Source organism: Cytobacillus oceanisediminis 2691, assembly GCF_007678455.1.
Classification (GTDB): Bacteria; Bacillota; Bacilli; order Bacillales; family Cytobacillaceae; genus Mesobacillus; species Mesobacillus oceanisediminis_A.
This window is the reverse complement of sequence record NZ_VEEP01000004.1, coordinates 306,195-319,629: the sequence shown is the minus strand read 5'-3', so window position 1 is coordinate 319,629 and position 13,435 is coordinate 306,195. Positions and strand designations below refer to the sequence as shown.

Annotated in this window: 16 protein-coding genes; 1 reads left to right on the top strand and 15 read right to left on the bottom strand. The window is 43.3% G+C overall.

Features of this window, described 5'->3' with window-relative positions:
* Nucleotides 1-182: 182 nt before the first annotated feature.
* The 7 genes from FS736_RS10780 to FS736_RS10750 form a co-directional block, all read right to left on the bottom strand.
* Complete coding sequence (locus FS736_RS10780) at nucleotides 183-893, bottom strand: hypothetical protein (protein ID WP_144476763.1); 711 nt, start codon at nucleotides 891-893, stop codon at nucleotides 183-185.
* A 27-nt stretch (nucleotides 894-920) separates the two neighbouring features.
* Nucleotides 921-1,121 (bottom strand): DUF2768 domain-containing protein, encoded by a 201-nt coding sequence (locus tag FS736_RS10775; RefSeq protein ID WP_144476760.1) that lies wholly within the window; start codon nucleotides 1,119-1,121, stop codon nucleotides 921-923.
* Nucleotides 1,122-1,378: 257 nt separating this feature from the next.
* Nucleotides 1,379-2,425 (bottom strand): NAD(P)H-dependent glycerol-3-phosphate dehydrogenase, encoded by a 1,047-nt coding sequence (locus FS736_RS10770; protein WP_144476757.1) that lies wholly within the window; start codon nucleotides 2,423-2,425, stop codon nucleotides 1,379-1,381.
* Nucleotides 2,426-2,444: 19 nt separating this feature from the next.
* Nucleotides 2,445-3,755 carry a ribosome biogenesis GTPase Der gene (der, locus tag FS736_RS10765; RefSeq protein ID WP_144476754.1) on the bottom strand — a complete coding sequence of 437 codons (1,311 nt, stop codon included), beginning with the start codon at nucleotides 3,753-3,755 and terminating at the stop codon, nucleotides 2,445-2,447.
* Between the two features lie 207 nt (nucleotides 3,756-3,962).
* Complete coding sequence (locus FS736_RS10760) at nucleotides 3,963-4,148, bottom strand: capping complex subunit for YIEGIA (RefSeq protein ID WP_144476751.1); 186 nt, start codon at nucleotides 4,146-4,148, stop codon at nucleotides 3,963-3,965.
* Nucleotides 4,145-5,038, bottom strand: coding sequence for a YIEGIA family protein (locus FS736_RS10755; RefSeq protein WP_144476748.1), 894 nt, complete (start codon nucleotides 5,036-5,038; stop codon nucleotides 4,145-4,147). Before FS736_RS10755 ends, FS736_RS10760 begins: the two co-directional genes overlap by 4 nt.
* A complete protein-coding gene (locus tag FS736_RS10750; protein ID WP_144476745.1) occupies nucleotides 5,035-5,646 on the bottom strand; it encodes a YphA family membrane protein in 612 nt (203 codons plus the stop codon). The genes FS736_RS10755 and FS736_RS10750 overlap by 4 nt, the downstream gene beginning before the upstream one ends.
* Nucleotides 5,647-5,862: 216 nt before the next feature.
* On the opposite strand from FS736_RS10750, the gene FS736_RS10745 reads away from it, so the two are divergent.
* Nucleotides 5,863-6,006, top strand: coding sequence for a YpzI family protein (locus FS736_RS10745; RefSeq protein WP_144476742.1), 144 nt, complete (start codon nucleotides 5,863-5,865; stop codon nucleotides 6,004-6,006).
* Nucleotides 6,007-6,078: 72 nt separating this feature from the next.
* Here the strand turns inward: FS736_RS10745 and fni are convergent, their stop codons facing one another.
* The 8 genes from fni to sleB all read right to left on the bottom strand — a co-directional run bounded on the left by fni (nucleotide 6,079) and on the right by sleB (nucleotide 13,366).
* Complete coding sequence (gene fni, locus FS736_RS10740; RefSeq protein ID WP_144476739.1) at nucleotides 6,079-7,140, bottom strand: type 2 isopentenyl-diphosphate Delta-isomerase; 1,062 nt, start codon at nucleotides 7,138-7,140, stop codon at nucleotides 6,079-6,081.
* Between the two features lie 11 nt (nucleotides 7,141-7,151).
* Nucleotides 7,152-8,291, bottom strand: coding sequence for a 30S ribosomal protein S1 (gene rpsA / locus FS736_RS10735; protein ID WP_144476736.1), 1,140 nt, complete (start codon nucleotides 8,289-8,291; stop codon nucleotides 7,152-7,154).
* Nucleotides 8,292-8,446: 155 nt separating this feature from the next.
* The gene (locus tag FS736_RS10730; protein ID WP_144476951.1) at nucleotides 8,447-9,028 is read right to left on the bottom strand and encodes a lysophospholipid acyltransferase family protein; all 582 of its coding nucleotides are present in this window, start codon (nucleotides 9,026-9,028) and stop codon (nucleotides 8,447-8,449) included.
* A gap of 2 nt (nucleotides 9,029-9,030) precedes the next feature.
* Nucleotides 9,031-9,705, bottom strand: coding sequence for a (d)CMP kinase (gene cmk, locus FS736_RS10725; RefSeq protein ID WP_144476733.1), 675 nt, complete (start codon nucleotides 9,703-9,705; stop codon nucleotides 9,031-9,033).
* Between the two features lie 156 nt (nucleotides 9,706-9,861).
* Nucleotides 9,862-10,044, bottom strand: a complete 183-nt coding sequence (locus FS736_RS10720; RefSeq protein WP_144476731.1) for a YpfB family protein — start codon at nucleotides 10,042-10,044, stop codon at nucleotides 9,862-9,864.
* Between the two features lie 66 nt (nucleotides 10,045-10,110).
* Entirely contained in the window at nucleotides 10,111-10,770 is a 660-nt protein-coding gene (locus tag FS736_RS10715; protein WP_144476729.1) for a flagellar brake protein, read from the bottom strand.
* 487 nt (nucleotides 10,771-11,257) lie between these two features.
* The gene (ypeB, locus tag FS736_RS10710; protein ID WP_144476726.1) at nucleotides 11,258-12,607 is read right to left on the bottom strand and encodes a germination protein YpeB; all 1,350 of its coding nucleotides are present in this window, start codon (nucleotides 12,605-12,607) and stop codon (nucleotides 11,258-11,260) included.
* Nucleotides 12,608-12,619: 12 nt separating this feature from the next.
* Nucleotides 12,620-13,366 (bottom strand): spore cortex-lytic enzyme, encoded by a 747-nt coding sequence (sleB, locus tag FS736_RS10705; protein WP_260983585.1) that lies wholly within the window; start codon nucleotides 13,364-13,366, stop codon nucleotides 12,620-12,622.
* Nucleotides 13,367-13,435 lie beyond the last annotated feature (69 nt).

Genomic DNA, 13,435 nt, shown 5'->3' with positions numbered 1-13,435 from the left:
TTACCTCCTTAATTTTGATTTAACAAAGGAGTTTTGGTCTATTTGCTGATTATTTTATCTCCGAAATCCAAAACAACCTTATAAAAAGATTCCTCGATTCTCATTTATGAGGACAGTCGATATCTTTTTTAAGACAAAAAAACCCTGCCTCTACAATATATTTTGCAGAAACAGGGTTATGACTATTTTGCTAAAAAGACTGGTTCATTGGTCTCTTTATCAATGGTATAAGGTAAAGAATATGCCGGCACGAACATGGAATTCTCCACAAGGATGCCCCGGATATCCTCTCCTTCCTTGAGTTCTTTCCCGGAGGATTTCATAGCCTGAAAAAGGTCACTTCGGTAATCCACATAGATTTCGCCCTCTGTCGAAATGACAAAATGCAAGTTTTGGTTTGTAAAGGGGCTGACTGCAACAGGCTCCTCTTGATAACCAATCTTTTTGAAGTCGATGGTATACACATTTTCAGCAATTTGGTCCTTGAATGGAGGATAGCCATTGGCTTTGATCCGCATTTTGATTTCCCGGATCGTATCTGCCATTCTTAAGTCAAGCAGTTTCACTGTCGGATTTGTTTCTGCATCGACCAGGACATATTGAAAAAGTCCGCCGCTTTCGAATGCATTCCCCGGCGGCTCAGCAATAAATTTAGGGACGACCTTCTTAAACTCGATCGGGTACTTTTGATAAATCGGTGTTTTTGCATCTCTAGTCTTGATTGGCAGCAAACCGCCATTGGCTTCCTTATACTGATCGACTGCAGACTGGACACTGTCAAGCTGGTCCTTATAGGGCACCTGGTTCTGCATTAATTTTTCTTCTGGAAACATACAGCCAGTCAAAGTAAACAGCACAATGATGACCGGCAGGAAAAATCGGCTCTTATTCATTGATCCCAATCCTTAATTCTATGTATTTTATTCGCTCGTCGGGCCGCTGAAAACAACAAAAAAGATTATCAGGCCTGCCAGGACCATTAACATATATGCAATGACAGCCGTGGCAATCTTGAAAAATCCTTTTAACTTATAACGGCTAAGATAAATGGCAACAAGGGACAAAATCATACTGCCCATGCCTACAAAAGAAATATACATTTTTAATAATGCGGGTGACAACTGAACCCCTCCCTTTTTCGAACAGTATTATATCATAATCTGCAATCACTGTTGCAAATTTGTCTTCAGGCTTCTGATTAAGCAAAAAAAAAGCTGAAGTAAAGAAGGGGCGGTCAACTTTACTCCAGCTAAATGACTAAATACCCTATCACCCAGTTCAAACCACCAGTTTGCTTCGTTGCATCTTATGCAAACATCGTTAGAATCGCATCCTCGAATGCCTATATTGAACGCATTATTGCAAAAAAATTTTTCGCTTAATTTCTTCCTCCGAGGATATCTGCCAAATCTTCCATCTCATGAGTCTTCTCACGGGACATCAGCCCATCAACAGCATCCTTTGGATTGACGTTGTTAAATAAAACGTTATGAAGGGCATTGGTAATTGGCATTTTGACTTCAAATTTTTGTGCAAGCTGATAAGCTGCCTTGGTGGTTCGCACACCTTCAACAACCATCCCCATATTCTCGAGGACCTCCTCAAGGTTCTGCCCCTTGCCAAGCATATTGCCTGCACGCCAGTTACGGGAATGGACGCTTGTACAAGTAACAATTAAATCGCCAATCCCCGTCAATCCGGAAAAAGTCAAAGGGCTGGCGCCCATTTTGACTCCAAGACGTGCTATTTCGGCAAGTCCCCTCGTGATCAAGGCAGCCTTTGCGTTATCGCCATACCCAAGTCCATCAGATATGCCGGTAGCAAGCGCGATGATATTTTTCAGCGCTCCGCCAATCTCCACACCTATTAAATCCGGGTTTGTATATACCCTGAAATGATTATTGATGAACAAATCCTGGACTTTTTCCGCCTCATCCATATTTTTCGAAGAGACTGTCACAGTCGTAGGGTGGCGCAAGCTTACTTCTTCCGCATGGCTTGGTCCGGAGAGGACGACAACACTTTCCAGAAGGTCAGCTGGCATTTCCTCTTCAATCATTTCAGAAATGCGCAGCAGGGAATCAGGTTCTATTCCCTTGCTGACATGGACAATGACCAAAGATTCTGTGGTTATCTCTGTCATTTTCCTGATTACTTCGCGGATGGCTTTTGTAGGCACTGCCATAATCACCGTTTTGATCCCGTGCAATGCCTCCTCAAGTGAAGAGTATCCCTTGATAGTTTCAGGCAGCGTAATTTCAGGAAGATATTTCTTGTTGATATGATTTTGATTGATTTCATCAATTTGCGCTGGATTATGGCCCCATAAACGGACTTCATGTCCATTATCGGCTAGAACCATCGCTAAAGCTGTTCCCCAGCTGCCAGCACCCAGGACAGCAACTTTCTCTCTCTTCCTTTCCATTTAAACCACAACCTTTATCTTATTTTCTTTGTCTCGCAAAAATCTTGATCGGTGTGCCTGTAAAATCAAAGGCATCCCGGATCCTGTTTTCAAGGAAACGCTCATAAGAAAAATGCATTAATTCTGGCTCATTGACAAAGACAACAAAAGTAGGCGGTTTTACCGACACCTGTGTTGCGTAATAAATCTTAAGTCTCTTTCCTTTGTCCGTAGGAGTTGGATTCATCGCTACAGCATCCATGATGACCTCGTTGAGAATGTTTGTCTGCACCCTCATTGCATGATTCTCACTAGCCAAATCGATCATCGGCATCAATGTGTGGATTCGCTTCTTCGTTTTTGCCGACAGGAAGACAATTGGGGCGTAGCTCAGGAATTGGAAGTGTGCACGGATTTTCTCCTCGAATTCCTTCATTGTTTTTTCATCTTTTTCAATCGCATCCCATTTGTTTACGACGATGATGACCGCACGGCCAGCTTCCTCTGCATAGCCGGCGATATGCTTATCCTGCTCAATGATGCCTTCTTCGGCATTAATAACGACAAGAACGACATCGGAGCGTTCAATCGCCCTTAAGGCCCTTAGAACACTATACTTTTCAGTCGTTTCGTACACTTTCCCCTTTTTGCGCATTCCAGCTGTATCGATTATGACATATTTTTGCCCATCATACGTTACCTGGGAGTCAATAGCATCTCTAGTTGTCCCCGCAATATCACTGACTATGACGCGGTCTTCCCCAAGAATTGCGTTCACCAGTGAAGACTTCCCTACATTTGGCCTTCCGATTAAAGAAAACTTGATTGCATCTTTATCATACTGGTCTTCCTTGGCCTTTGGAAAATGTTTTGCAGCCTCATCCAGCAAATCACCGAGACCTAGACCGTGTGAGCCGGAAATCGGGAAAGGTTCGCCAAATCCCAGGGCATAAAAGTCGTATATCATGTCTCTCATTTCCGGATTGTCAATTTTGTTGACTGCGAGGACAACAGGCTTGTTCGAGCGATAGAGAATCTTTGCCACTTCTTCATCCGCAGAAGTCACTCCTTCTCTGCCGTTGACAAGGAAGATGATGACATCCGCCTCATCAATCGCAATTTCTGCCTGCTGGCGGATCTGATCCAAAAATGGCTCGTCCCCCAAATCAATCCCGCCAGTATCAATAATGTTAAAATCATGTGTCAGCCATTCAGCTGAACTGTATATACGATCCCTCGTTACTCCAGGAATATCTTCAACGATCGAAATACGTTCACCAACGATTCGATTAAAAATCGTAGACTTGCCGACATTCGGACGCCCAACGATAGCTACCACTGGTTTCGTCATGAACATCACCCTTTCAAAATTCTATTTGCAGGTCACAGACCAGGCCATAACAATGTCAAACTTACATATCCATAGTTTTCAATTATTAATTAAATACCATCATGGAGGACGGCATTTATAAAATAAACCCTTCTTTAGTATACAGAAGGGTCTGGCTTAATCAGTTTATCAAAAGATGCCGTAAACAGGCAATGAAAACATTTCTTGTCAATGTTTCACGATAATATACAGATCCTCGGTCAAAGAATGGGCGATACCATCAAGGATAGCTTCCAAGTTTGCCGCAACCTGATCCATTTCTTCCTTTGAATCACAATGGAATACAGCGGTACCGGAAGGCGCCTTTTTTGGATTGGTGGTAATGGCGGCCAGGACGAATTTTTCAAGCATCATTGAGAACCACTCCCTTCTCGGTCTTTTTTCTCAGAAGGCATCCTGATTGCGTTCTCCAATGTCGGCACATCACCGATCACCGTTATGGCATGCTCGATATCCCGTTCCTGCGGCAGAACGAATACCCCAACTCTTCCATCATCGAGGTCCCTCTTTGCCAGTGGTACTAGTGCAGGTGTTCCAGAATCACGATATACCCCGAGTGCTGTGGATAAATCGTGAAGAACAGCCTGCCTCTGGCCAAGATTAGCGATTGTGGACCGTGCATTCATGTTTTTCGGTTTTAAGATAAATCCCATTCCGTAGCGAAGCACTTCTTTTTGTCGTTCTGGAAGACCAATGTTCATGATGTAAATATTATCCACATACAATCCTGCACCATCAAATCTTGGTTCTACATATTCGATCTCGACGATATCTTTCAGTTTGCCGCCCGCCATTAACTTCTTTGAAATCAGGACTGCCAAAACCGCGGCAATGAGCCCTGCCCAAATATTAAAGATCAGATAGGCAAGTGTGCTGACAAGCGAAGTGAAAATTACAAGATAATTGCGGCTTTCAAATGCTATCGCAATGCCCTCGATATACGTTTTCCCGCGAGAGACAAGTTCATAGCTGTCAAGTTCCGTAAGCGTATTTCTCTCCATATTCCTAACTTCCCTGAATTGCGATGCGGCAAGGGTCAAGAAAGTCACCGCCGTAAATTCCTCTTCCATGATCGCAGGCCCTGCAACCGTTCCAAGTGCTGCGGCAATGAAACCGAGAGCTATGTGAATGATTTTCCCATGCAAATATGTAGGGTATTGGCGATAATCAGTCCGGAGCATCAGGAGCCTCGACATTGTTCCAATAGCAATTCCAAAAACAATTGGTATCGTGTATTCATTCATGAAGTCTTCTGTTCCTCCCCTTCTGCTTCACTTAATGTAGTTTTGGACATGATTGAGATGAGTGATTCGACAGCAGACCAGGCGATAAGCATTCCACTGGAAATGAACAATATGTCCAGAAAGGTCATCGAAGCGACTTCATATGGGAAATTAAATCGCCATAAAACAGCGGAATATAAAATGTCACCCTGCAAAAAACCTGTCACCAATGCCAGCATTCGATCCTGTCCACCTTTATGCAGCAAGATTGCCAAATAAAAACCTGCCGCGCCAAGCATCAATTTCCGGTCAAACAATACCCAGACAGGATCAAACAATTCGAACATCAGAAAACTTGTGTAGGCAAGCATAATGATGAAGGAAGTTAAAAATAAGTACAGGAATGAACCAGTTTTCTTCCGTTTTGTTTCCATAAAAATGAAAATGGCGATCGGAAAAGCGGACAAGTGAAACTTAAAAAACAGGAAATCAACTTTATAAGGTGAAGCTATAATGACAGCTAACAGACAAATGGCCCATTTCAGCCTGTTAGGATGATTCTTACCCATGATGAATGTAACCCAAATCCACGCTATCCAGGCCAGCCAGTAAAAGTAAAGACCTTCCATTCAACCCCTCCTATCATTTCCATTATGGTAATTTGTTATGTATTTTAATCTTTTTTGAATAAGATTTTTTGCCTGTTCCATGTTAAGAAAAGCAGTATTTTTAATACTGCAGGGAAAACGGGCAGAATCGAAGAAACCAAAGGGATGAAAGTCCTTTAAACTGGCCGCACCCTGCTATGGTTTGTAGTATGGATTCCATGACAAGGAGGTGCTTAGATGGGCCGAGATAGACAGGAAAAGAAACTGAAAAAAAGCGGACGAGTAGAATCTGACCGCGACCAGGCACTGCACTATCCTGGAGCGACAAAATTGCAAAGTCCCGAGGAAGCTCGATCTATGAATGACGGAAAGTATAGCTAAGACTTTTGGAATTTCAAATTTGGATGCAAGGCAACCAAAAAAGGCCCTCTGCCAATTGGCAGAGGGCCTTCCCTAGTAAAAATTTCTTCTTTGAGCATATGATCTTGTGTCGATTCCTCTTTGGACAAGCCAGTGATGTGTTTTTCCTGAGATAACAATAGGGACCTGATGAAGTTCATCGATTGTATGTACACCAAGGGCCGTCATGATGAAGGCAATCTCTTCTTTTATCATTGAAATTTCTTTGATCAATCCCTCTGTTCCATGCTCCATCAAAATTTTCAGAAGGGATCCTGCCATTGCAGCTGCGGCTGCACCTGAGGCAAGCCCTTTAACGATATCGAGGCTTGTCTGGATTCCTCCTGAAGCAATGACGGATAGGTCCTGAACAGCGGACTTCGCTTCAATGATGGATGCTGCAGTCGGGATTCCCCAATCCTCAAAAAATGTGAGCAGCCGGTCCCTTCGCTTATTTTCGATTTCCGCAAAATTGGTACCGCCAAAACCGCCTACATCAATATAACGAATCCCATGAGCAAAAAGTTTGGCTGCAGTCTCTGCGCTTATGCCAAACCCGACCTCTTTGACAATCACAGGGACGCCGATATTCTGTTCAATTTCAGCAATTCTATCCAATGCACCGATGAATTTTCTGTCTCCCTCGGGCATTGTCAATTCCTGTACAACATTTAAATGTATTTGCAGACCATTGGCCTTGATCATTTCGACCGCGGCTCTTGCCTGCTCGACCGTTGCTTCACTGCCCAGATTGGCAAGCAGGATGCCGTCAGGGTGCATTTCCCTGACAATCTCATAAGTCCTCCGCTCTTCCGGATTTCTTAAGGCTGACATTTGCGACCCTACAGCGATAGCCGACCCTGTCTCTCTTGCAGCTATAGCTAATTCACGGTTGATCCTGAAGGTCCGTTCCCCGCCGCCACCTGTCATTGCATTTATAAAAATTGGCGAACTTAAAGAAAGTTCGCCAATTTGTGTCTGCAATTTTACTGAATCAAGATCAGTTCCAGGCAAGCTTTGGTTTACAAACTTAATATCATCAAAACCGGTTAGCAGCTTCTGGCCCGTTTCGAGGGCATATTGAATATGGTCCCATTTCCTTTTTGATCTCGACAAATCTATCACCATTACTGTTTAAGATTCTTTAGCTTGTCTCCAATCATATCACCAAGGCTGAAACCTTTTGTTTCTTCAGGAAGTTCGTAGTCAAAAGCTTCATTGCTTTCTCTTTCCTCGAACTCCTTCATGCTGAGTGATAATCGTTGGTCTTCCTTGTTTACATCGAGGACTTTTACCTTTACAGTCTGCCCTTCCTGGAGAACTTCATGCGGTGTCCCGATGTGTTTATGCGAAATTTGTGAAATATGCACCAGACCTTCTACTCCAGGGAATACTTCGACAAACGCTCCATAAGAAACCAAACGCTTGACCGTACCTTCCAGTGTGCTGCCCTTTGGTGCCTTATCATCGATATCAGCCCATGGTCCAGGCAGTGTTTCTTTAATTGATAGAGAAATACGCTCATTGTCACGGTCCACGCTCAAGACTTTAACCTGGACCTGCTGCCCTTCCTGGACAACATCGGATGGTTTTTCTACATGCTCGTGGGATAGCTGTGAAATATGAACAAGTCCATCAACTCCGCCAATATCAACGAAGGCACCGAAGTCAGTAATCCTTTGGACTGTACCTTCGATAACCTGTCCTGATTGGATGGAAGCGAGCAGGTCCTGCTTTTTCTTCCCTTGCTCTTCCTCAACGACAGCGCGATGAGAAAGGATCAGACGGTTTTTCTCCTTCTCGAGTTCCACGATTTTAAAGCTTAGCGTTTTTCCTTTATAGTCAGAGAAATCTTCGACAAAATGGGATTCCACCAGGGATGCCGGCACAAAACCGCGGACACCCAGATCGACAACCAAGCCGCCTTTAACGACATCTTTAACTTCAGCATCGAAAACTTCTCCGCTTTCGAACTTGCCTTTAAGCTCTTCCCATGCTTTCTCGGCGTCAACTTTTCTTTTCGAAAGGATTAAAGCTTCCTCTTCAACCTTCTGTACTTCCAGTTCCAGTTCATCCCCTACCGAAACTGCATCTTCAGCTTTTTCAACATGAAGGCTTGAAAGCTCACTGATCGGAATGATTCCATCGAGCTTGCTTCCTTCGATATCTACCAATACCTGCTTTTCTTCCACTTTTGTTACCTGGCCCTTGACACGGTCGCCAGCCTCAAAATTCTTTACTTCTACTTGATTCATATCTTCTGACATATGTACTCCTCCTTAATCCATGACTGCTGCAAATATATGCATTATGGCGAAAACGCCATTTAAAAACACCTTAAATTAGCCACTAAGTGAAAATTCTAAAAATATCTCTTCTTAATAACTTCTTACAAACAGACATTTTTGTCAAGCAAGAAACCTTACTTGTACTCGTTGATCAGTTTCTGGATTTCTCCCATAATCAAATCAGTGGTCTGTTCGGCATTTAATTTTTTTTCCTTAATGGATTCCATATCAATTGGCTTACCATATACCACCTTCAATTTCTTGAATGCTTTGTATGGACCGATGACCGCGCACGGAACAACATGTGCATCGGATCGGAGAGCAAAGAAGCCTGCACCTGCTAGACCTTTGCCCATTTCACCTGTCTTGCTTCTTGTTCCCTCTGGAAACAAACCTAAAACCTTTCCATCCTTTAAAATTCCAAGACCCTTCCTTAACGCTTCCCTGTCGCTCATACCCCTCTTGACCGGAAAAGCATTCAAGTGCGGAACAATTTTCCCAAGTACGGGAACGGAGAATAATTCCTCTTTTGCCATGAAATAGACTGGACGGGGTGCGGTAATGCCAACAACCGGGGGATCAAGATTGTCGATGTGATTGGCACATAGCAGTACACCGCCATCGGCAGGTACATTCTCCCTGCCGATTACCTCAATACGATAAACTGGTTTTAATACAGCATTCACTAAAGACCTAACAAAGGAATAAACCGTCACTTTCATCCGATCCTTTCAAGCGCCAAACTCATTATTTTTTCCACTACATCAGCAATCGTGAGCGAAGTGGTATCTATTTCGACTGCATCGCCTGCCTTTTTCAAAGGAGCTACTTCCCGCTCGGAATCAATCTTGTCCCGTGCGGCGATTTCTTCTTTTAGCTTTTCAAGATCGGATGGGAAGCCTTTCTGGATGTTTTCGTCATGTCGGCGCTGTGCCCTTTCCTCAACACTTGCAAGCAAAAAGACCTTTACTTCCGCATTTGGCAGTACATGTGTGCCAATATCCCTTCCATCCATAACTACTCCGCCATCTCGGGCAAAGGCCTGCTGACGCTTGACCATTTCCTTCCTGACCAATTCATGGACGGCTACATAAGAAACCTGGTTGGTGACCTCTGAGCTTCTTATGTCATTAGTGACCTCGATTCCATCCAATAACACCTTCTGGCCCATTTCTCCTGGCTGAAGTTCAATCAACGTATTATTTAAGATATCAATCAACTGGGCTTCATGATCAAGCCGGGCTCCTTTTTGCAGAGCTTTGTATGTAAGAGCCCTGTACATTGCACCTGTATCAATATATACATATGTCAGTTTTTCAGCCACAATTTTAGCTACCGTGCTTTTACCTGCTGCAGCAGGGCCATCAATGGCAATTGAAATTCGTTTATTCATATTTCCTCCTGGTACTCCTTGTTGTTCATTTATATTCTCTTATATTTTAACACAAAAATCTGTTCATCCTCGTCCATCATGACTTTTTTTAAGTCACTTTAGAAAACTTACCCGTTTCGTTTTCTGTGCATTAAAATAAGCAGGCTTTCCACCTGCTTATTCTTTGCTTCGGATTGAATTCAGGACTTCTGAATGATTATTGTCAGTAACTCCCTCGTACTGGGTAATCTGTTTCAGTTCTGGAAAAGCATCGAGTTTATGGAAAAATATCTGGGCTATGATGAGAAAGATAAATTGAATGATCGCGATTTTGATTAAGATTCTTTCAAATGTTTTCATATCTTTTTGCTCCCGTATTAAAACTTTTATTCTATTATTGGAGCAAACTGAAACATTTATTCCAATTTAAATCGGGAGTCCTTTTTTCTTCATTTCAAGCTGTCGTTCGAAACAGAATCTTAGCAGAACCTGCCTATCGGTGCCAGAAGTATCAAAAAACTGGACAGAAGCCTTGTTCTTATGGCCTTGACCCTCAATGATCCTCACAATCCTTCCGCGGAACTTCCGGTATTCATACTCACCATTTTGCATCGGCAGGACAAACCAGCACGCAAGCTCCATACCCTGTTTCAAGCTGCTATTCTTATCGATTAGCAGCGCTGATCCTCCAGCGCTGATATCATCAGTGACAGTTGTAAAAGGAGCGAATTCTCCTTTGTCAGAATGGACAGCCACATCGATGGAAGTTTCCACCCGTACATATTGCCGTCTCTGGACCTTGATTAAATGGTCCTTGCCTGGATAGGAAAGAATCACCATTGGGATGTTGAGCTTGATCCTTCCTTTTACTTCTGTATGAAAGGTGTAGCTCGAACCCGATTCAGTGACAAAATTAGCTTTCAATGGCGTTCCTTCAAGCAGGAAAACTGTTCTATTTGTTTTCATATTCACAGGATAATCAATATACAGGTCATTTCCTTTTCTTTCTACAAGTTTACATTTATATTGTTCAAAGCTATCGGAATACTTATGCTCAAGGATTATGTTGTCACCGATTTTTATCATTGCTAATCCACTTCCCCACATTCTGTCTAGGCTGTTGTTCATTATGTCTATATCATTTTTATTATGACATGCTGCATCGAGTTGGTGCAATAGTCCTTTATTGGATTAATTTGACAAGATCAACTTTTTAAAAAAAGCTGTTGATTTTCATTCCAGTCGCTTCGCTATCCGCTGGAAGAATATGAAAAAGACCAAATGCCGTCTTTTTACATAAGCAGTTCTTCCTTGGGGCTGGCGCTGAGTCCTCGCCGCTTTGCTCCTGCGGGGTGCAAATGATTCCTCACGTGAATCATTTCACCTAGGTCTCACCTGACCAGCTGCGCCCGCAGGTTATTGATTAGCTTCCTCGAACCTGCCCACGCGCGAAGGAAATGCGTTAGCATTTTCGAGGAGTCTACGCGCCTTCCACTACAATCAACAGGATTTAGAAATCAACATTCAGATTCAACAGAGCCACAAAAAAAAAGGGAAAGCAGCTTGGCTTTCCCTATACTACATTTTCATAAACGGGTTCTGCATTATGAAGCTTTTCTACTTTTTCTTCCGTGCCATCTTCTGCATTAATGTAGATCCTGAACGTATCATTTCCGAGAGTTCCTGTGAATTCATAGCACAACACCTCTTCATTAAGATCGTTCATGATTATGGCCTTTTTCTCATCCATTATTTTCAGGTTTGGATTGACCTTCTTCTTTGCCTCTTCATTCGTAATTCCTGGTTGTGGAATTTCCCTTGCTTTATTGGATTTTAAATAGTCCTCGGCTGAGAAGCCGATGATATCACCATTATCCAGCGCTACCTTCATATTGATCGCGTCAGGATAGATTCTGACATCATCCTGTACACCGACAAAAGTAAAGACACCGATATTATCATATTGGGCACTTTCGAACAGGTCCAGGTTTTCAAAATTATGCTCTTTCAGGAAGGCGATTGCCTTGTTGGATGCATCATTCAGACTCAATTTTTGATTTTTCACATCACGGTTAAGTAAAAACCAGATTGGATATCCGCCTTTCTTGGTGATATCCATATTTGCCTCAAGCTTTGTTTTGGGATCCTGGATCGATACGCTATAAAAACCATAGTCCGATCCTTTTCCATTTTGTGTGACCTTCACATCACCCGCATTTCCGACAGGTGCATATTTCCGAGTGATCCGGACCGCTTCATCTTTTGAGATTTTTTTACCTGGCAGCTTCTTAAAGTTTTCATCTTTTTTCTGAAGATTGATCTGTGCGGGCCCAAAATCTGTTTCAGAATAGCTTTCCACTGTCCTTTCTACCGTCTTGAATCCATCGATGATAGTGTTATCCGATTGGCCTTTTTCGGTAGCAAGAGCAAGCTCTACATCCATCCAGCGAAGATTATTCTCGAGAACCATATGCTGAACTTCTCTTAAATCCTGCTGAATTTCACCTGATTGCTCGTATAGAGTTTTTAGTGTTTCATATTCTTTATCGCTCAACGGCTCTTTATCCAGGTCCCGAACAGCCGTTTTATAGCTGAAGTTCCCGATATTCGCAAGGAACTCTTCCGTTTTATTGAAGGGCAGAAGAGTCAGGGGAAGCTGCCCGACATCACTATGAGCCTCTGATGTGATTTTCCAGACTTCTGCTAACTGAGGTGACAGGGAGCTCCTGGAATTCATCGCAAGTGTTGTGCCAATTTTATCGTTCAATACATCCATTTGATAGGTCAGATCATGAAAAGCTCTTTGGTAATTATTCTCAGCATTAATCAGTACGGCTGTTTTTTCCCTGTGCTCCTGATAACCCCAAAACGCAGTTCCGGCAATCCCAATGACGAGGACTGCAATGGCTATTCCTCTTAGCATTCCAACTCACCCCTATTTGCAAAAAATATGTTTCCCAATTTTCTTGATTTGCGGCCTTCCCCATATCCAGGCGCTGGTCGCAGTATCGGGATTGAAATAGTACAAAGCATTTCCAGTCGGGTCCCAGCCATTGATTGCATCAAGGACGGCCTTTTTCGCCGTCTCATTTGGTGTCAGCCAAATCTGGCCATCCGCAACAGCAGTAAAAGCCCGAGGTTCAAAGATGACCCCTGAAATGGTATTTGGAAAAGTTGCACTGTCCAGCCTGTTCAAGATCACTGCAGCAACAGCAACCTGCCCTGTATACGGTTCACCCCTTGATTCTCCATATACTGCATTGGCCATAAGCTGAATATCATTCTGTGAAAACCCCTTCGGAGTATTCGTCGCCGCTGCTGGTTTGGGTGCTGCCTGATTTTGGCCGCCTGCTGCTTTTCCTGCGCCGGAAGTTTCGCCTCCCCAGGCAATCTTGGCATTAGGAGTCGCGTTTGCCAGCTTGATTTTGGTCTGCCATCCGGCAATCCCATCCACCTTCATGCCAAACTCATATTGGAAATTCCTCAGAGCCCAATAGGTACCCCAGCCAAAAACTCCGTCGATTTTGCCAGTATAAAAGCCAATATGCTTAAGGCGTGATTGAAGTTCAATTACATCCTCTCCTACAGCCCCCTGTTGCAGCACCTGGCTCGTAAACGCTTCAGCCCGTTGATCGACCTTGTTGAATTGCACTAAAGTCAAAACCAAAGCCAACGCGGCCATCACCTTCAAGATAGACCGATAATTCTTCATTGATTTGCCAACCTCCAAAGATGTGAACTTAAAAGATTA

Bases quoted from the DNA above. Each gene is read 5' to 3' on its own strand.
- FS736_RS10760 (WP_144476751.1), bottom strand. From the start codon at position 4,148: ATGATGCTTGAAAAATTCGTCCTGGCCGCCATTACCACCAATCCAAAA.
- FS736_RS10720 (WP_144476731.1), bottom strand. From the start codon at position 10,044: ATGAAAACATTTGAAAGAATCTTAATCAAAATCGCGATCATTCAATTT.
- rpsA (WP_144476736.1), bottom strand. From the start codon at position 8,291: ATGTCAGAAGATATGAATCAAGTAGAAGTAAAGAATTTTGAGGCTGGC.
- der (WP_144476754.1), bottom strand. From the start codon at position 3,755: ATGACGAAACCAGTGGTAGCTATCGTTGGGCGTCCGAATGTCGGCAAG.
- FS736_RS10750 (WP_144476745.1), bottom strand. From the start codon at position 5,646: ATGGAAGGTCTTTACTTTTACTGGCTGGCCTGGATAGCGTGGATTTGG.
- FS736_RS10770 (WP_144476757.1), bottom strand. From the start codon at position 2,425: ATGGAAAGGAAGAGAGAGAAAGTTGCTGTCCTGGGTGCTGGCAGCTGG.
- FS736_RS10745 (WP_144476742.1), top strand. From the start codon at position 5,863: ATGGGCCGAGATAGACAGGAAAAGAAACTGAAAAAAAGCGGACGAGTA.
- sleB (WP_260983585.1), bottom strand. From the start codon at position 13,366: ATGGCCGCGTTGGCTTTGGTTTTGACTTTAGTGCAATTCAACAAGGTC.
- FS736_RS10780 (WP_144476763.1), bottom strand. From the start codon at position 893: ATGAATAAGAGCCGATTTTTCCTGCCGGTCATCATTGTGCTGTTTACT.
- FS736_RS10715 (WP_144476729.1), bottom strand. From the start codon at position 10,770: ATGATAAAAATCGGTGACAACATAATCCTTGAGCATAAGTATTCCGAT.
- FS736_RS10755 (WP_144476748.1), bottom strand. From the start codon at position 5,038: ATGAATGAATACACGATACCAATTGTTTTTGGAATTGCTATTGGAACA.
- cmk (WP_144476733.1), bottom strand. From the start codon at position 9,705: ATGAATAAACGAATTTCAATTGCCATTGATGGCCCTGCTGCAGCAGGT.
- ypeB (WP_144476726.1), bottom strand. From the start codon at position 12,607: ATGCTAAGAGGAATAGCCATTGCAGTCCTCGTCATTGGGATTGCCGGA.